At 50.5% G+C, this 18,354-nt stretch carries 17 protein-coding genes and 1 pseudogene; 7 read left to right on the top strand and 11 right to left on the bottom strand.

The features are described 5' to 3' along the window. Nucleotides 1–3: 3 nt before the first annotated feature. Nucleotides 4–1,260 carry a serine hydroxymethyltransferase gene (glyA, locus tag CWE21_RS12000; protein ID WP_126834686.1) on the bottom strand — a complete coding sequence of 419 codons (1,257 nt, stop codon included), beginning with the start codon at nucleotides 1,258–1,260 and terminating at the stop codon, nucleotides 4–6. Nucleotides 1,261–1,386: 126 nt separating this feature from the next. Here glyA and ettA point away from each other — a divergent pair, with 126 nt between their 5' ends. Further along, nucleotides 1,387–3,051 (top strand): energy-dependent translational throttle protein EttA, encoded by a 1,665-nt coding sequence (gene ettA, locus CWE21_RS11995; protein WP_126834685.1) that lies wholly within the window; start codon nucleotides 1,387–1,389, stop codon nucleotides 3,049–3,051. A gap of 35 nt (nucleotides 3,052–3,086) precedes the next feature. Here the strand turns inward: ettA and CWE21_RS11990 are convergent, their stop codons facing one another. From CWE21_RS11990 to hemA, 10 genes and pseudogenes are all read right to left on the bottom strand, one after another. After that, a complete protein-coding gene (locus CWE21_RS11990) occupies nucleotides 3,087–5,393 on the bottom strand; it encodes an acyl-CoA dehydrogenase (protein WP_126834684.1) in 2,307 nt (768 codons plus the stop codon). A gap of 8 nt (nucleotides 5,394–5,401) precedes the next feature. Next, nucleotides 5,402–6,049, bottom strand: coding sequence for a TetR family transcriptional repressor PsrA (psrA, locus tag CWE21_RS11985; RefSeq protein ID WP_126834683.1), 648 nt, complete (start codon nucleotides 6,047–6,049; stop codon nucleotides 5,402–5,404). Between the two features lie 92 nt (nucleotides 6,050–6,141). Next, the gene (kdsA, locus tag CWE21_RS11980; RefSeq protein WP_417683125.1) at nucleotides 6,142–6,978 is read right to left on the bottom strand and encodes a 3-deoxy-8-phosphooctulonate synthase; all 837 of its coding nucleotides are present in this window, start codon (nucleotides 6,976–6,978) and stop codon (nucleotides 6,142–6,144) included. 24 nt (nucleotides 6,979–7,002) lie between these two features. Further along, on the bottom strand, nucleotides 7,003–8,253 hold the full coding sequence (locus CWE21_RS11975) for a DUF819 family protein (RefSeq protein ID WP_126834681.1): 1,251 nt from the start codon (nucleotides 8,251–8,253) through the stop codon (nucleotides 7,003–7,005). A gap of 24 nt (nucleotides 8,254–8,277) precedes the next feature. Then, a complete protein-coding gene (locus CWE21_RS11970; protein ID WP_126834680.1) occupies nucleotides 8,278–9,099 on the bottom strand; it encodes a tetratricopeptide repeat protein in 822 nt (273 codons plus the stop codon). Between the two features lie 19 nt (nucleotides 9,100–9,118). Next, complete coding sequence (locus CWE21_RS11965; protein WP_276567304.1) at nucleotides 9,119–9,496, bottom strand: SirB2 family protein; 378 nt, start codon at nucleotides 9,494–9,496, stop codon at nucleotides 9,119–9,121. A 92-nt stretch (nucleotides 9,497–9,588) separates the two neighbouring features. Continuing rightward, nucleotides 9,589–10,095: pseudogene (locus CWE21_RS11960) on the bottom strand (response regulator); the annotation flags it as partial. Continuing rightward, nucleotides 10,085–10,948 carry a peptide chain release factor N(5)-glutamine methyltransferase gene (gene prmC / locus CWE21_RS11955; protein WP_126834678.1) on the bottom strand — a complete coding sequence of 288 codons (864 nt, stop codon included), beginning with the start codon at nucleotides 10,946–10,948 and terminating at the stop codon, nucleotides 10,085–10,087. The gene prmC and the pseudogene CWE21_RS11960, both read right to left, overlap by 11 nt. A gap of 2 nt (nucleotides 10,949–10,950) precedes the next feature. Beyond that, nucleotides 10,951–12,042 (bottom strand): peptide chain release factor 1, encoded by a 1,092-nt coding sequence (gene prfA, locus CWE21_RS11950; protein ID WP_126834769.1) that lies wholly within the window; start codon nucleotides 12,040–12,042, stop codon nucleotides 10,951–10,953. A gap of 16 nt (nucleotides 12,043–12,058) precedes the next feature. After that, nucleotides 12,059–13,321, bottom strand: a complete 1,263-nt coding sequence (gene hemA / locus CWE21_RS11945; protein WP_126834677.1) for a glutamyl-tRNA reductase — start codon at nucleotides 13,319–13,321, stop codon at nucleotides 12,059–12,061. Between the two features lie 94 nt (nucleotides 13,322–13,415). Between hemA and lolB the strand changes: the two genes are divergently transcribed. The 6 genes from lolB (at nucleotide 13,416) to ychF (ending at nucleotide 18,347) form a co-directional block, all read left to right on the top strand. Further along, the gene (lolB, locus tag CWE21_RS11940; RefSeq protein WP_126834676.1) at nucleotides 13,416–14,048 is read left to right on the top strand and encodes a lipoprotein insertase outer membrane protein LolB; all 633 of its coding nucleotides are present in this window, start codon (nucleotides 13,416–13,418) and stop codon (nucleotides 14,046–14,048) included. Beyond that, the gene (ispE, locus tag CWE21_RS11935) at nucleotides 14,036–14,905 is read left to right on the top strand and encodes a 4-(cytidine 5'-diphospho)-2-C-methyl-D-erythritol kinase (RefSeq protein WP_126834675.1); all 870 of its coding nucleotides are present in this window, start codon (nucleotides 14,036–14,038) and stop codon (nucleotides 14,903–14,905) included. Before lolB ends, ispE begins: the two co-directional genes overlap by 13 nt. 8 nt (nucleotides 14,906–14,913) lie before the next feature. Then, nucleotides 14,914–15,861 carry a ribose-phosphate pyrophosphokinase gene (locus CWE21_RS11930; RefSeq protein WP_126834674.1) on the top strand — a complete coding sequence of 316 codons (948 nt, stop codon included), beginning with the start codon at nucleotides 14,914–14,916 and terminating at the stop codon, nucleotides 15,859–15,861. Nucleotides 15,862–15,976: 115 nt separating this feature from the next. Then, entirely contained in the window at nucleotides 15,977–16,654 is a 678-nt protein-coding gene (locus CWE21_RS11925) for a 50S ribosomal protein L25/general stress protein Ctc (RefSeq protein WP_126834673.1), read from the top strand. 6 nt (nucleotides 16,655–16,660) lie between these two features. Continuing rightward, complete coding sequence (gene pth, locus CWE21_RS11920) at nucleotides 16,661–17,254, top strand: aminoacyl-tRNA hydrolase (RefSeq protein ID WP_126834672.1); 594 nt, start codon at nucleotides 16,661–16,663, stop codon at nucleotides 17,252–17,254. A 1-nt stretch (nucleotide 17,255) separates the two neighbouring features. Next, complete coding sequence (gene ychF / locus CWE21_RS11915) at nucleotides 17,256–18,347, top strand: redox-regulated ATPase YchF (protein ID WP_126834671.1); 1,092 nt, start codon at nucleotides 17,256–17,258, stop codon at nucleotides 18,345–18,347. The last annotated feature ends 7 nt before the right edge of the window (nucleotides 18,348–18,354 follow it).

Here is an 18,354-nt window from a genome sequence, read left to right as displayed (position 1 = left end):
GCCTTAGCCGTAGACAGGGAAACGCTTGCACAGCGCTTTCACTTCGTCACGGACACGGGCAATAGTGTCTTCGTTATTAATGTCATCCAACACATCACACATCCAGTTGGCAACTTGCTCAGCCTCTGCCACCTTGAAACCGCGACGCGTGATAGCTGGCGTGCCTAAGCGTAAACCTGAGGTTACAAACGGTGAGCGTGGGTCATTCGGCACAGAGTTTTTGTTAACTGTGATGAAGGCGCGACCTAGTGCTGCATCAGCGTCTTTACCAGTGATATCTTTGTCGATTAAGTCGACTAAGAACAAATGGTTCTGCGTACCGCCAGAGACGATTTTGTAACCACGCTCTTGCATCACTTTGACCATTGCGTTGGCGTTATCCAGCACTTGTTGCTGATAGGCTTTAAATTCAGGCTCCATGGCTTCTTTGAAGGCTACCGCTTTCGCTGCAACAACATGGCACAGAGGACCGCCTTGGCTACCAGGGAAGACGCCGCTGTTGAGCTTCTTGTGCAGCGCTTCGTCGTCTTTACCTGACAAAATCAAGCCGCTGCGTGGGCCCGCAAGGGTCTTGTGCGTTGTTGTCGTAACCACGTCAGCATGTGGGATAGGACTTGGATACAGGCCAGCGGCAACCAAGCCAGCAACGTGGGCCATATCAACCAACAAGTATGCACCTACTTCATCAGCGATTTCACGGAACTTAGCCCAGTCGACGATACCTGAATAGGCCGAGAAACCGGCAACGATCAATTTAGGCTTGTGCTCATGTGCCAGCTCACGTACTTCGGCGTAGTTAATTTCGCCAGTGCTTTCATCAAGACCGTACTGTACCGCGTTGTACAATTTACCTGAGAAGTTAACCCCCGAACCATGGGTCAAGTGACCACCATGCGCGAGGCTCATTCCTAATACTGTGTCACCCGCTTCTAGCAAGGCCAAGAAAACCGCCGAGTTCGCCTGTGAACCAGCATGCGGCTGCACGTTTGCGTACTTCGCGCCGAACAGTTGCTTAGCACGCTCGATAGCTAAATCTTCCACTACATCCACGTATTCACAACCACCGTAGTAGCGCTTATGTGGGTAGCCTTCGGCATATTTATTTGTCAGCTGCGAGCCCTGAGCTTGCAACACCCGTGGACTGGTGTAGTTTTCTGAAGCGATAAGTTCAATGTGCTGCTCTTGGCGTTCAACTTCACCGGTCATCGCTTGCCAAAGATCTGCATCATAATCGGCAATATTCATGCTGTTTTTTAACATCGGGGCTCCTGACTTCTAACGGGACAACAATTGTGGCGGTAGTTTACCAATATACTTGGGTTCACGCCAACTTAAGGGTTAAAATAGCGACCATTGTCTTACCCTTAAAAAGGAACCGTTGCTGTTATGGCACAATATATCTATTCCATGTCGCGGGTTAGTAAAGTGGTCCCGCCGAAAAAGACTATTCTAAAAGACATCTCACTGTCCTTTTTCCCCGGCGCAAAAATTGGCGTCTTGGGCTTAAACGGTGCAGGTAAGTCGACTCTGTTACGCATCATGGCGGGCATCGACAAAGAGATCGATGGTGAAGCCCGTCCGTTAGCAGGGATTGAAATTGGTTATTTGCCGCAAGAGCCACAGCTCGATGAAGAAAAGACGGTTCGTGAAACCGTTGAAGAAGCCGTTGCCGAAGTGAAAGATGCTTTGGCCGAAATCGACCAAGTCTATGCCGCTTATGCGGATGAAAACGCTGACTTTGACGCCTTAGCTAAACGCCAAGGTGAACTCGAAGCTATCATCCAAGCGAAAGATGGCCATAATCTCGAAAATATTCTCGAGCGTGCCGCGGACTCACTACGTCTGCCACCGTGGGATGCCAAAATTGGTGTACTTTCCGGTGGTGAGCGTCGTCGTGTTGCCATTTGCCGCCTGTTACTTAGCAAACCTGACATGCTGCTTCTCGATGAGCCGACTAACCACTTGGATGCCGAGTCCGTTGCTTGGCTAGAGCGCTTCTTGCATGACTATGACGGTACCGTGGTTGCCATTACCCACGACCGCTACTTCCTCGATAATGTTGCCGGTTGGATTCTTGAACTCGACCGTGGTTACGGTATTCCATGGGAAGGCAACTACTCATCTTGGCTCGAGCAGAAAGAAAAGCGCCTTGAACAAGAAGAGAAATCTGAGAAAGCACGTCAGAAAAGCATTAAGCAAGAGCTTGAATGGGTACGCCAAAACCCTAAAGGCCGCCAAGCAAAAAGCAAGGCGCGTATGTCACGTTTTGAAGAGTTGCAAAGCGGTGATTATCAGAAGCGTAATGAAACCAATGAGCTTTTCATTCCGCCAGGTCCTCGCCTTGGTGACAAAGTAGTTGAAGTGAATGGCTTGAAAAAGTCTTACGATGATCGTCTTTTGATTGACGACTTAAGCTTCAGCATTCCAAAAGGTGCGATTGTCGGTATCATCGGTCCCAACGGCGCAGGTAAATCTACCCTCTTCCGCATGCTGACAGGTAAAGAACAACCAGACGCCGGTACAATTGAGCTTGGCGAGACCGTGCAGCTGGCGAGCGTTGACCAGTTCCGTGATGACATGGACGACAGCAACACCGTATGGCAAGAGATTTCGGATGGTCAAGACGTACTGCGGATTGGCACTTTTGAAATTAACAGCCGCGCTTATGTGGGCCGCTTTAATTTCCGTGGTAACGACCAGCAAAAACGCATTGGTGAGTTATCAGGTGGTGAGCGCAACCGTGTTCATTTGGCCAAGCTTCTCAAAGCGGGTGGTAACCTGTTGCTGCTCGATGAGCCAACCAACGACCTTGACGTTGAAACCTTACGAGCACTAGAAGAAGCGTTGCTCGAGTTCCCAGGCTCAGCCATGGTGATCTCGCACGACCGTTGGTTCTTAGACCGCGTTGCAACGCACATTCTTGACTACCGTGACGAAGGCCAAGTGAACTTCTACGAAGGTAACTACACCGACTATGAAGCTTACATGAAGCAAACCCACGGCGAGCAAGCGATGGAACCCCACCGCATGCGTTATAAGCCGATTGGTTAAAAGCTTACTGAAGTGAACGCAAAGTTCGCCTGCTCTTACGAGGAGGCGAACTTTTTCTTTTCTAGACTACCAGGGGCAAATTGATCCACCGCGATTGCAGTTAAACGTAATTGCTCCACTTTCTTCAAGCTTTTCGCTTCATCTGCCGTAATCACGTCAGCCTTACGCGCCGCTTTAATTAACGCATCGCCAGCGAGATCAGGCGGAATTTCGCCACGTTTTTCGGCTTTTTGCAGTCGCTTATAAACGTCTTCATGCTGCTTCATACCAACAAACGCAAGCTCCATGTGCCCTGTCATGTCTTTCGGATCATCTTTCCAATAGCACAAGAAAGTATGGCGATCGCGGGTCACGCCTGGCACCATCATATCGTCCGCGATATCTTGCAGCAGCTCATCGTTAGGCGCTTCGTAATGAATGCCCAATGGGAAAATTGCCAAACGTAACGTCCACGCAATAAAGCGATTCGGGAAGTTGGCAAAGAAACCACGGAAGGCTTCACCAATTTCAAATAGATGACGTTGCACCGCATAGTCGACGTAAGCCATATCACCATTTTGGCGGCCATCGTCCTCATAGCGCTTTAATACCGCCGAGGCCATATATAAGTGACTTAGAACGTCACCTAAACGCGCCGAAAGCATCTCTTTGCGTTTCAAATCACCGCCAAGGATCAGCATGGCAACGTCTGCGGTAAGCGCTAGGGCCCGACTCATACGCGTCAAATGCTGATAGTAACGTGCGGTAGGACCGCTTATCGGACTGGCGTTGAAACGCGCGCCGGTTAAGCCCATCCATAAACTACCGAAGAAGTTACTTGCGGCGAAACCAATGTGCTTAATCAACAGTTCATCGAAGTCACGCAAACCTTGTTCTTCGTCTGAGTTCGCTGCCGCGTCCATTTCCTTCAGAACATAAGGGTGACAGCGGGTCGCACCTTGTCCAAAGATCATCAGGTTACGAGTGAGGATATTGGCTCCTTCGACGGTAATCGATACCGGTGTCGCCATGTAGCCGTGGCCTAAATAGTTCTTCGGACCCAACTGAATTCCTTTACCGGCATGAATGTCCATCGCGTCTTCAATTACTTGGCGGCCCATTTCCGTCATGTGGTATTTGGTCATCGCAGTGATCACCGATGGGCTCTTGCCCTCACACAAAGCTGCTACGGTTAAACGCCGCATCGACTCAATGCTGTAGTTATAACCACCGATGCGTCCCATCGCCTCTTGCACGCCTTCAAACTTACCGATTGGCAAGCCGAACTGCTGACGTACATAAGCGTAGGCACCCGTCATACGCTGTGCGACATGCCCGGTCGCTGTAGCCAATGCCGGCAAGGAAATACCGCGCCCAGCTGACAAGCATTCCATGAGCATACGCCAGCCTTTGCCCGCGTAGTCCTTACCACCAATAATCCAGTCGAGCGGAATGAAAACATCTTTACCGTAGGTGGTACCGTTCATAAAGGCTTGGTTCAACGGGAAATGACGTTCACCGGTTTCCACGCCCGGATGATCCGTAGGGATCAACGCACAGGTAATGCCGAGGTCTTCTTTGTCACCCATCAATCCTTCTGGGTCATAAAGCTTAAACGCTAAGCCCAGCACGGTCGCAACCGGTGCCAAGGTGATATAGCGTTTGTCCCAATTCAAACGGATACCGACAACTTCCTTGCCATCGTGCTCGCCCTTACAAACAATACCGGTATCAGGAATCGCACCTGCGTCAGAACCAGCTTCCGGTGCGGTGAGTGCAAAACAAGGAATATCGGTGCCGTCAGCTAAACGGGGTAACCAATAGTTTTTCTGTTCGTCGGTACCATAATGCGTTAAGAGTTCACCAGGACCGAGCGAGTTCGGTACCATTACCGTCACCGCTGCGCTGATAGAGCGCGTAGCGATGCGCGAAACAATATAGGAGTTAGCGGCTGGCGAGAAATCCAAACCACCGAACTCTTTACCAATAATCATGGCAAAGAACTTCTCTTTACGAATAAAGTCCCACACCTTTTTCGGCAGGTCGCGGTCTTGTTGCACAATTTTAAAGTCATCCAACATTGCCAACAGCTGCTCGAGCTGGTTGTCGATAAACGCCTGTTCATCTTCGCTAAACTGCGGCGGCTTGGTTTTATGAAAGTTGTGCCAGTCCGGACGTCCACTGAATAACTCGGCGTCCCACCAAACATCACCAGCGGTCATCGCTTCACGTTCGGTATTCGACAACGGCGGTAATACCCGCTTAAAAAAGCTAAACATCGGCCGGCTTATCAGGCTACGACGGATCTCTTTCACCGCAAACAACAACACCACGGCGACAATCAGAAGAATAAGGATTTCCATAGCTTTGTTTACTCCACAGTTGACGAATGACTTGCAGCGTCGACACCGCCAGCAAGAAATGGAATGAGTCGATCTATCACTTGATCGGCAGCGACGGCTTCACCAAAATCTGCTGCGGCAATTTCTCGTAGCGCCGGTCCAGATACCTGCGCAAAAACGGTTGCACCTAAGACAAAGTGCAAGCGCCAGAACATATCGACAGGGCTTAATTGCGGATTCGCTTGATGCAAGGTATCCAGCAATAACGCCATGACATCACCGAAGTGGTCCATCGTGTAGCGGCGTAAATGCCCTTGTATTTCAGCATAGGCGAAACCGAGCAAACTGAGAAATAAAGTTGGCCCATGTTTACGCACCTGCCGAAGCTCAGATAACGGCTCGCGGAAGCAGTCAAAAACGTCTCGTGTCGTGAAATTGCCCCGTTCGGCTAGCTGCACGAGCTGCTCTGCAAGCTTGGGCATAAAGACTTCAAGGTAACGCGCCATGACCGCTTGGATCAGTGCTTTCTTTGAGCCGAAATGATAATTCACCGAAGCTAAATTGACATCGGCTTCAGTGGTAATTTGGCGTAGGGAGGTCTGCTCGAAGCCCTGCTCAGCGAACAAGGCTTCGGCAGCATTAAGAATTTTTTCTTGGGTTGTGATGCGCTTAGCCATCTTCACCACCGTTTGGAACATCCATTTTAAACATGCGTTTTAATTTAAAGCATGTTGGCAATGGGTGCAAGGTGATGCTAGCAGCTTTTACCTCAGATATTAGCTGTATCGAGTGGCGCAAAACCTTTGACGAGGTTATCAACCGCCTGCATTTGCTGCAAATACGGCTCAAGTTTACTCAGTGGAAGAGCACAAGGACCATCGCATTTTGCTTGATCGGGGTCAGGATGAGCTTCGATGAACAGGCCCGCGAGCCCTAACGCCATACCCGAGCGTGCTAAAACTGCCGCTTGTGCGCGACGGCCATCAGCAGAATCTGCGCGACCGCCTGGACGCTGCAAAGCGTGCGTCGCATCAAACATGACCGGAGCCATTTGCCGCATTTCGTCCATGCCGAGCATGTCGACGACCAAGTTGTTGTAACCAAAGCAACTGCCGCGTTCGCATAGAATCACTTGATGATTATTCGCCTCAGCGAATTTTTTCAAAATGTGGCGCATCTCGTGTGGCGCCAAAAACTGTGGCTTCTTCACGTTGATCACCGCGCCGGTTTCTGCCATCGCTACGACTAAGTCAGTCTGGCGTGCCAAGAATGCTGGTAACTGCAGAATATCAGCCACTTCTGCGACCGGCGCAGCTTGGTGTGGTTCATGCACGTCGGTGATCACCGGCACATTGAAGGTACGCTTGATTTCAGCAAAGATTTCTAGGCCTTTATCAAGGCCTGGGCCGCGATAGGAATGAATCGATGAACGGTTGGCTTTGTCAAAAGACGCTTTGAATACGTAAGGAATACCCAAACGCTGGGTCACTTCGACATAATGCTCTGCAACTCGCATCGCCATATCGCGCGACTCAAGCACATTCATGCCACCAAACAAAACGAACGGCAAGTGGTTTCCCACTTGCACGTCACCTACTTTAATCACTTCAGTATTAAACACGTTGGATCCTTATCCGGTTGCGATAACGCGTAGAATTTGTCCACAAATATAGGCCATATAGGTACCAAGTGCATAACCGAGCACGGCCAGTAACACACCTACCGGCGCAAGCGACGGATGGAACGCCGACGCCACCACCGGCGCCGATGCGGCACCACCGACATTGGCTTGGCTACCCACGGCCATGTAGAACACCGGCGCTTTCAATAGACGCGCAACCAACAACATCAGTCCGGCGTGAATAAGCATCCAAATACCGCCAATCAAGAAGTACTTAGGCACCTCCATAATGGCACTTACATCCATATGTAAACCGATGGTCGCAACCAAAATGTAGACAAACAGCGAGCCGATTTTCGAAGCACCAACGCCTTCAAGTTTACGCGCTTTAGTGAACGACAAGGCCACCCCAAGCGTGGTCGCAATAACAATGAGCCAGAAGAATTTCTTGTCGAGACTGAAATCTTTTAGTACGGGCATATTCTCGCTGATGTAAGGTGCAATAAGGTCAGCGCCTAAATGGCCAAGCCCCGCAACACCAAAACCGACCGCAAGAATGAACACCAAATCAGGTAACTTCGCTTCACGGCGATGTTCGGCTTCGTATTTTTCAACGCGCTCTTTAATCGCCTCGATACCGCTGGTGTCAGCGCCAATACGCGCATCGATCTTTTTGCTATTGGCCGCCATGTAGAGCAACACTGCCATCCAAAGGTTAGCGACAATGATATCGACGGTAACCATGGCAGAGAAGATCTCACCACCGACTTCATAAACTTCTTTCATCGCCGCCTGGTTTGCACCACCGCCGATCCAGCTACCGGCAATCGTGGTCATCCCGCGCCATACAGCATCAGGACCAGCACCACCGAGCATTTCAGGGAAGATCGCAGAGACAATCAGCAACGCGATTGGACCGCCAATGACAATACCTAAGGTACCCGTAAGGAAGAGAATTAGCAGCTTAGGACCTAGGCGGAAAATAGCTTTCAAATCGAGGCTCAAAGTGAGCAGAACCAAACAGGTCGGCAATAGATAATCCATCACGAGTGGATAGATAGCAGTCTCACTACCGTTGACGACACCGAAAGTATTTAGCAGCGAAGGCACGAAGTAACATAGCAACAGGGCTGGTACCCACTGATAAAACTTTTGCCAAAACGAATTCGTGCTTTGTTGGGTATAAAAAATGGCACCTAGAATAACGGCCAGCAGACCGAAAATGATGCCATCATTGGTAATCAAGGGAGCAGCTTCCACGTTCACCTCTTATCGTTATTATAATTAATGCAAAACGGTTTGCGGGGTTGTCCAATTCTCTAATTGCAAGCGCAATAGCTGAGCGCTTGGGTCATCGGGGCATTGTTCGACAAAGTATTGATAATCGTCAACCGCCACGTGATTGCAATCAAGCTCTTCTAAAATGTAGCCACGATCGCGGATTTCATAAGGGTCGTCAGGCAAAATCGCTAACAGCATATGCACCGTGGTCAGTGCGTCGGCAAAACGCCGATCACTGATAAATGCGTGCTTCAATTCACTCAAGTAGCGTACCAGAATATGTTTTTGTTCCGCAGCCTCAAGTTTGTCCCAACTGAAATCTTCGCTGCCCTCAGTGGCATCTTCGAAGCGCTCTTGCACTTGCTCACCGAGCAACAAATCACCGCTGCTCGGGTCCACAAAGTAACTATGCTGGTCATGATCAAAACGCAGCAACGGGTAATCTGGGAAATCGATCAGCTCGAGTTCCAGGCTAAAGTAACTTGCTGCCTCTTGCAGCAACAGAGCCAGCGTGAACGGTTCGCCGGTACGTAGTCGAATGGCACGATCAACTAACACGCGCTTGTTGGTTAGCAATTGTTCGGGTGCTTTACTAAAACCGAGCTGCCAATAAAACACGCGGCAGAGCTCGCGTAAGCGCTCGACACCCTCAAGCTCACTCAGCTCTGAGTGCTCTTTCAAACCACCCAATTGCTGGTAAAAAGAGCTGACATAATGGTCGCTATCGGCATGAAACACACGACTCACCTCCCACAAAATTTCAATGGTCGGCAAAAGTTCATGATCAACATGTTCTAAGTACGAAAACTGCATAGTACTTTGCATAGCATCCTTTAAAAAATAATTAGCCAATAAGCGCTTGTTTACTAAACGCTACATGGAACAAGAAACCTATCCAGCCCAAGGCGATAATAAAGCCACCGAAACGGAAGGCCGCCGTTTGTGCTTTCATGGCAACGAGGCCAAAGGCGATATAACCGACCAAGCCAAGGAGTTTATTCAGCAGCCAAGGCGTTTCCCATGGCCATTGTCCCCAGTGCAGCAATAAGCCGACAATGGTCAGCAGCAAAAACGTATCTATCACATGGGGGACGATCTTCACCCACTTCTGTTGCGCTACTTTGGCATCGATACTGCGCCAAAAAAAACGAAGCACAAATAATAACACACTTATAGCTACGAACGTGACATGCAGATGTTTTAAGGCAATGTATGGGATCACTTTGAGTCCTCTTGTTCTAATTGTTGTTGTACCGCTGTCGCGGCCGCTGGAAAGTCACTTTCCAGCAATGCTAGCACTTTTTCTAAACGCGCTTCGAGTCGTTGTCGCTGCTGTTCAACCTGCATAATATCGCGATACGAACGCAGTGCTGACATTACACTAGTGAAAAGTTTTTGCGAGGTCAGCTCGGTTTTGGCTTTATAGTCATTAATATCGTAATTCAGTACAACAGCACGCTCGGGAGCCTGTCCTGGCTGCCCGGTACGAAGGATAATTCGTACCTGCTGGTTACCTTTTTGCTGACGAATATAATTGGCAACCTGTAAACCCGCGTCATCCGTTTCCATCACCACATCAAGCAGAACTAAAGCCAAGTCGCCATGGCTATCAATCTGCGATTTTGCTTCTGCAACCGAATGCGCACTCAGAAATTCAAGCCCTGCACCTTCAAAGGTAACATCCATGAGCGCCAGTCGCGTAACAGCGTGTACTTCCTTCTCGTCATCAACGATCAAAATCTTCCATTTCGGACGCTGCTCACTCGTTGCAGAGCTTTTCTCTTGCGGCTTTTCATGGGCAAATAGAAACTCATTCGACATCCTTCTCGCTCCTTTTCTCGCTTGCAGGGTTCCACTGGCCAATCGTCATGCGCTCCAGATTAGCATAATCAGGCAGGCTTTGAACCTGTACATAACCCTCTGCTTCAAGCGCCTGGCGGCACTGTGCGCCCTGCTCCCAGCCATGTTCTAGCAGCAACCACCCATTAGGCTGCAAATAAGCGGGTGCGGTTGCAATAATGTGGCCGAGATCAGCAAACCCCTCCGCGCTGGCCACCAATGCTGTGTGCGGCTCAAAACGCACATCACCTTGCTGTAAATGCGGATCGTCGGCGGCGATATAGGGTGGATTGCTGACGATTAAATCAAAACGCTCTCCGCTAACTGCCTGAAACCAATCGCTTTGCTTTACGTCAATCGACAAGTTCAAGTTGCTAGCGTTCCGCTTGGCTAGCGCAACCGCATCGGCAGCGCGATCTACCGCAACAACTTGCCACTGCGGACGCTCACTCTGCAGCGCCAACGCAATGGCGCCGGTACCAGTGCCGAGATCAAGAACTCGCGCCTGCGGCGGTAGCGGTAAACTCAGCGCTTGCTCGACGAGGCACTCGGTATCAGGGCGTGGAATAAGCGTACTGGCATTCACTTGTAGCGGTAATGACCAAAACTCACGTTCGCCCAGCAAATGCGCTACTGGCACACCTCGTTCGCGCTGCTCAAGAAATTGCTCGGCAGCGCTTAGTTGTTCGGGCGTTAGCTCTTTATCGGGCCAGGTATGCAAATAGGTGCGAGAACAGGCAAGTACGTGCGCCAAAAGTACTTCGGCATCTAACTGCGGCGTTTCACTCGCCTGCAAGCGTTCACGCGCAGCGCGTAACCACACCTGTAGTTGCACGTTTAACCCTGCTGCTCGGCCAAGGCGGCAAGCTGATCAGCTTGGTGCTCTTGCACGATTGCATCGAGAATCAAATCAAGGGCACCATTCAACACTTCATCTAAACGGTAAAGTGTAAGGTTAATACGGTGGTCGCTGACGCGCCCTTGCGGGTAGTTATAGGTACGAATGCGCTCAGAGCGATCGCCACTCGCGACCAAACTACGCCGCGTCGCTTGCTCTTCCGCTAAGCGCTTGTCATCAGCAGCCTGCTGTAAGCGCGCCTGCAACACTGACATCGCCTTAGCGCGGTTTTTATGCTGCGAACGTTCGTCCTGACATTCCACCACAATTCCCGATGGCAAGTGCGTAATACGAATAGCAGAATCCGTCCGGTTAACGTGCTGACCACCCGCGCCTGAAGCACGGAACGTATCGACACGCAAATCCGCTGGATTAATTTCGATGGCTTCGGCTTCCGGCACTTCCGGCAACACCGCCACCGTACAGGCAGAGGTATGCACACGACCTTGCGATTCGGTTTCCGGTACGCGCTGCACGCGGTGCCCGCCCGATTCAAATTTCATGCGACCGTAGGCACCATCGCCCGAAACATGCGCGATAACTTCTTTATAGCCGCCATGTTCACCTTCGTTGGCGTTGACAATGCTCACGCGCCAGCCATGTTGCTCAGCATATTTGCTATACATACGGAATAAGTCACCGGCAAAAATCGCAGCTTCATCACCACCTGCGCCCGCACGGATCTCCAGATAGCAAGGACGATCGTCGTTCGGGTCACGCGGTAACAATAGGATTTGCAGTTCTTGCGCAAGCGTTTCTTGTTTCTCTTGTGCGGTTTCTAATTCCAGCTGACCCATTTCGCGCATTTCGGCGTCATCTTCAGCGATCATTTCTTCCGCAGCAGCAGCGTCTTCTTGCGCTTGCTGATATTCACGGAAACATTTCACCAATTCTTCCAACTGGGCGTACTCACGCGACAACGCACGGAAGCGCTCTTGGTCCGCAATAATGCCGGCATCGCTGAGCAGGTGCTGCACTTCTTCGTAGCGCTCGAGCAAAGCTTCGAGTTTGCGGGTAATCGAAGGATTCATCATAGCTTAAGAAACCTTAATCGTTATCGTTATAGAGTTGCTGAAATACCGCGAGGGTCTGGTAATCACCCTTGGCACCGGCTTCACGCAATGTTCTTGTTGGGGCATGCAAAAATTGCTTGGTCAAACGTTGGGTAAGTTCCGCCATGACTTCATCGGCAGGCTTCCCCGCCGCGAGTTGGTTGCGCGCACGTTGGAGTTGTTCCTGCGCAAGTTGCTCAGTGTGCTGACGGTAATCGCGTAAGACATCGACGTGATCGAGACCACGCAACCAGGTCATGAATTGCTCGGTTTGCTCCAAGATCATTGCTTGCGCTTGCGCCGCTGCTTCTTCGCGGTTACGCATATTCTCCTGAATAATGCCCTGCAAGTCATCTACGCTGTAGAGGTAGGCGTCGCTAAGCTCGTCAACTTGCGCCTCGATGTCACGTGGCACCGCCAAATCAATCAGCAGCATCGGCTTACGTTTGCGCTGCTTTAACGCGCTTTCAATTAAACCCTTACCAATAATAGGTAAGGTACTTGCCGTCGAAGAAATGACAATATCAGCTTGGGGCAGCAATTCAGGCAATTCGCCAAGGGTGTGTGCTTGCCCCTCAAACTTGCTGGCGACCGTCTCCGCACGCATCAAGGTGCGATTCGCGACCATCAACTTTTGCACACCAATTTCTGTTAAGTGCTGGGCAACTAACTCTGCTGTATCACCAGCGCCTACCAACAGCACTGAGGCCTGCTCTAAGTCAGCAAAAATATGCCGCGCCAAATTCACTGCAGCGAAAGCCACCGAGACGGCATTCTCGCCGACTGCCGTTTCACTACGCACGCGTTTCGCAATATGAAAGGTTTGCTGAAACAGACGCTCTAAAATACCGCCTACGCTCGCTTGGTTTTTAGCAAACTGATAAGCCTGTTTCACTTGCCCAAGAATCTGTGGCTCGCCCAAAATGAGTGAGTCGAGGCCGCTAGCCACGCGCATCAAATGGTCAATCGCTGCAGCATCGGTATGGCAGTAGCTGTGACTTTGTAAGGTGGTTGCTGGAATGCCATGATAGCCCGCCAGCCAGCCTAATAAGAGATCGCTGGAGGGACCGCTAACACCGTCGGCATGACAATATATCTCGGTGCGATTACAAGTCGAAACTATCACAGCTTCGCGCACACCCGTCTGCTCGCGGAGCGCAGGCAACGCACTATGGAGTTGCTCAGGCGAGAAAGCGATCTGCTCGCGCAAGTCAACGGAAGCGGTTTTATGGTTAACACCGAGTGCAAAAATAGTCATAATGGAAAAAAGCGAGCCTCTGGCACAGCAAAACGCCGCTAATTGTACGTTAAAGGCCGCATGATGAAAAGCACACCAGACCTTGGACAAGTCCATGAAACTTAGCTTATTGCTGTTGTTTTCCCTTATTTTAGTGGGCTGCGCAACACCCCCCAAAGAAATTCCGATGAGTGCAATCGATAGTAATGCGGTTGCACGGCACCAACAACAAGTGGGTGCCCTTGAGCAATGGCAGCTACGTGGCCAACTCGCCCTCTTTAATCTCAATGCCGATGAACGTGACTCGGTTTACCTTGAATGGCGTCAGAGCCCGAACACGTTGCAATTGCGCTTTTATCATCCGTTAAAAGGCACCCTTGCCCGCTTAGAGCAAGACGCGCAAGGCGCAACTTACTACGACGAGGACGAGCAAGCCTTTTATGGTTATGACGCCGAGTCACTGGTGGCTCGCTTATTCAATTTTGAGCTACCGATTAACTTGTTGCAGCAAGTGGTCACGGGCAAATTACCGCAAGGCGCACAGCAGCAACGCTACCAACTACTTGAACAGCCCGAACTTCCACTGGCGCCGTTACTCAGTTATCAGGTCTCGCGCAACGAACAACAATGGCAGGTGCAACTCCACGACTACGAGCAAAGTCAGGGGACGGTTTTCCTACCTCATAATGTTGAACTACGCAGTAACGATTGGCGGATCAAATTACGGGTGAGAGAATGGAAACTTTAGTTTTACCGGCGCCGGCAAAACTCAACCTGTTTTTGCATATTACCGGACGGCGCGCGGACGGCTACCATGAGTTACAAAGCGTCTTTCAATTTCTCGACTTGCATGACGTATTGAGCTTTACCCGCATCAGCTCTATCGACATTGAATTCCAGTGTTCGGATGCGCAACTAGATACGCCAGACAATCTCGTTGTGCGCGCGGCACAGTTACTACAAAGTTACCAGCGTGTTGCACAAGGCGTACGCATTATTTTGGACAAACGCTTACCCTACGGCGGTGGACTCGGCGGTGGCTCATCGGATGCAGCCACCACCCTCCTCGCCCTGAACCAGCTGTGGGAGCTCAATCTAACGACCGACCAACTGGCCGAGCTAGGCCTGCAACTCGGTGCCGATGTACCAGTCTTTGTGCGCGGTCATGCGGCCTTTGCCGAGGGCGTTGGCGAACGGCTATATCCTGTGCAGCCAACCAGTCCATGGTATTTGGTCATTGATCCACGCGTACACATAAGTACCGCGGAGCTCTTTCAACACTCGGAATTAAAACGCGACTGCGTGCCTCTTGCGCGCGAAACCTGGCAACAGCAAACAACGCAAAACGTGTTCGAGCCACTGGTCCGCCAACTGTATCCCGAAGTTGCCAAGGCCCTCGACTGGTTGGTAGAATACGCGCCAACTCGGCTTACCGGTACTGGCGCCTGCCTTTTTGGCGCTTTCGAGAGCCAAGAATTAGCGCGTGCAGCGCTCGCACGGATGCCCGCTCAATGGAATGGCTTTGTCGCACGCGGTTTAAATGAATCTCCGGTCTGCCAGCAACTGCGGCAGGCTTCAACTGACAACCTGACCAACCAAGATTGAGGTTTAGTGTGCCTGACATGAAGCTCTTTGCTGGCAACGCCACGCCAGAACTCGCCCAAAAGATTGCTGACCGACTCTATATCAAACTCGGCGATGCCGAAGTTGGCCGTTTTAGCGACGGTGAAATCAGCGTTAAAATCAACGAAAATGTCCGTGGTTCTGACGTTTTTATCATTCAATCGACCTGTGCACCGACCAATGACAACCTAATGGAATTGATTGTTATGGTTGACGCGTTACGTCGCGCTTCAGCGGGCCGTATTACCGCCGTAATGCCTTACTTCGGCTACGCTCGCCAAGACCGTCGCGTACGTTCTGCGCGGGTACCTATTACCTCTAAAGTAGTGGCCGACTTCTTATCAAGCGTGGGTGTGGATCGCGTGCTCACGGTCGACTTGCACGCAGAACAAATCCAAGGCTTCTTCGACGTGCCGGTCGACAACGTATTTGGTAGCCCAGTATTGCTTGAACATCTGCGTAAGCAAGACTTCAACAACCCTGTTGTGGTTTCACCTGACATTGGTGGTGTCGTACGTGCACGCGCCGTTGCGAAGTTACTTAATGACATCGACTTGGCCATCATCGACAAGCGTCGTCCACGCGCCAACGAATCACAAGTCATGCATATTATCGGTGACGTGCAAGATCGTGACTGCATCATTGTTGATGACATGATCGACACCGGCGGCACACTCTGTAAAGCCGCTGATGCATTGAAGCAAAATGGCGCAAAACGCGTGTTTGCTTATGCGACGCATCCGGTCTTCTCAGGTAACGCGGTTGCCAACATCCGCGAATCGAACATCGACCAAGTGGTCGTAACCGATAGCATTCCGTTGAGCCCCGACATGAAAGCACTAGACAAGGTTCACCAGCTAACGCTGAGCGGCATGTTGTCAGAAGCGCTGCGTCGTGTGAGCAACGAAGAATCTATCTCGGCAATGTTCGAGTATTGATTGAATTTTGTGGGCGCGGGTGGTACTATTCCGCGCCCTCGAAAATGAGCGAGGAAAAGTGTCGGGATTTGGTCGCGAATCACCGACTTATTTTTATTTAACGGAGACACTCCACATGTCGGATATCGATTTTACTATTCAAGCAGAACTGCGTACTGATACAGGGAAAGGTGCGAGCCGCCGCCTGCGTCGCGCAGACAAAGTGCCTGCAATCTTGTACGGTGCGAACAAAGAAGCTGTGTCAATCACCCTTGATCACAACAAAGTGAACAACATGGCTGACTACGAAGCTTTCTATTCGCACATCCTGACTTTGGTCATCGATGGCAAGAAGCATCAGGCTATCTTGAAAGACGTACAACGTCACCCTTACAAGCCTAAGTTAACTCACCTTGACTTCCAACGCGTAGAAAAAGGTCAGAAGCTACACACCCACGTTCCATTGCACTTCTTGAACGAGAAGACTGCGAAAGGCGTGAAAGACGAAGGCGGTGTAGTTGTACACCACGTGAATGACGTTGAAATCACTTGTTTGCCGAAAGACTTACCAGAGTACTTGGAAGTTGACGTAGCAGGCATGGCGATTGGCGACACCTTACACTTAACTGACCTTGCCTTGCCAAACGGCGTTGAATTGGTCGAGTTAACTAAAGGTGAAGACCATGACCAAGCGGTTGTTTCTATCACTGCACCACGTGTAGAGAAAGAAGAAACTGAAGAGACTGAAGAAGTTTCTCCAGAAGTACCAACTGCTAAAGAAAGTGAAGAAGAAGACAAAAAAGACGAAGAATAAGGCATTATGTCGACAATTCGTCTACTCGTGGGCCTGGGAAATCCAGGCCCCGAATATTCCCAAACCCGCCACAATGCAGGCTTCTGGTTGGTCGAAGAGTTCGCCCGCCGCTATAACCTGAGCATGCAACCCGAAACAAAATTCTTTGGACATACCGCGCGCTTACAAAAAGGTGCATGGGACTTACGTCTGCTCGAACCGATGACGTTTATGAACAAGAGTGGTAAAGCGGTTGGCGCTTTGGCGAATTTCTTCAAAATCAAACCAGAAGAAATTCTGGTGGCGTATGACGAATTAGATCTGCCTCCTGGTGTTGCCAAGTTTAAAACTGGCGGCGGTAGTGGCGGTCATAATGGCATCAAGGACATGATAGCAGCCCTTGGTAGCCCTGATTTTCATCGCTTACGTATTGGTATCGGTCATCCCGGCCACAAAAGTAAAGTGACCGGCTACGTGCTCGGCAAAGCGCCTGCACAAGACCAACACTTGATGGACGATACCATTGCGCACGCCTGCAACAGTATTGAATTGTTGCTCGATCAAGATATGCGTGCTGCACAACAACAGCTGCATAGTTTTAAAGCACAGAGCGAGAGTTAATATGGGATTCAAATGCGGTATCGTTGGTTTACCTAACGTTGGTAAATCTACCTTGTTTAACGCCTTAACCAAAGCTGGCATTGAAGCTGCCAACTTCCCTTTCTGTACCATTGAGCCGAATACTGGCGTGGTCGCAGTACCAGATCCGCGTTTAGATAAGCTCGCAGAAATCGTCAATCCACAACGCACGTTACCGACGACAATGGAATTCGTTGATATCGCTGGCCTTGTTAAAGGTGCCTCAAAAGGCGAAGGCCTAGGAAACCAGTTCTTGGCGAACATCCGTGAAACCGATGCCATTGGTCACGTTGTGCGTTGCTTCGAAAACGACAACATCGTGCACGTTGCCGGTCAGGTTAATCCTCAAGAAGATATCGAAGTCATTAACACTGAACTGGCACTTGCCGATCTTGATAGCGTAGAAAAAGCGATTCATCGTTTAGGCAAAAAGGCCAAAGGTGGCGACAAACAAGCTGTTGCTGAAATCGCCGTGCTTGAGAAGTTATTGCCAGCGCTAGAAAACGGCGACATGGCACGCTCAGTTGAGCTCAGCAAAGACGAACGGGCAACCATTCGTTCGTACAACCTGTTGACCTTAAAGCCAACCATGTACATTGCTAACGTCAACGATGATGGCTTTGAAAACAACCCGTATCTGGACAAAGTGCGCGAAATCGCCTCGAAAGAAGACGCTATCGTGGTTCCTGTTTGCGCGGAAATTGAGAGCGAAATCGCCGAGCTTGATGACGACGAGAAAGCTGAGTTCATGGCTGATTTAGGTATCGAGGAGCCTGGTTTGAATCGTGTTATCCGTGGTGGTTACGAACTTCTGAACCTGCAAACCTACTTCACTGCGGGTCCTAAAGAAGTACGTGCCTGGACGATTCCTGTCGGCGCAACGGCTCCGCAGGCCGCAGGTAAAATCCACACCGACTTTGAGAAAGGCTTCATCCGTGCTGTTGTGGTCGCCTATGACGATTACATCACCTACAAGGGTGAGCAAGGCGCGAAAGAAGCAGGTAAACGTCGTGAAGAAGGTAAGGATTACATTGTTAAAGACGGCGATGTGATTTTGTTCCGCTTTAACGTCTAAGCGCCGA

This window comes from Pseudidiomarina aquimaris (genome assembly GCF_003987395.1).
In the GTDB taxonomy this organism is placed as follows: Bacteria; Pseudomonadota; Gammaproteobacteria; order Enterobacterales; family Alteromonadaceae; genus Pseudidiomarina; species Pseudidiomarina aquimaris.
This window is presented reverse-complemented; position numbering and strand designations above follow the sequence as displayed.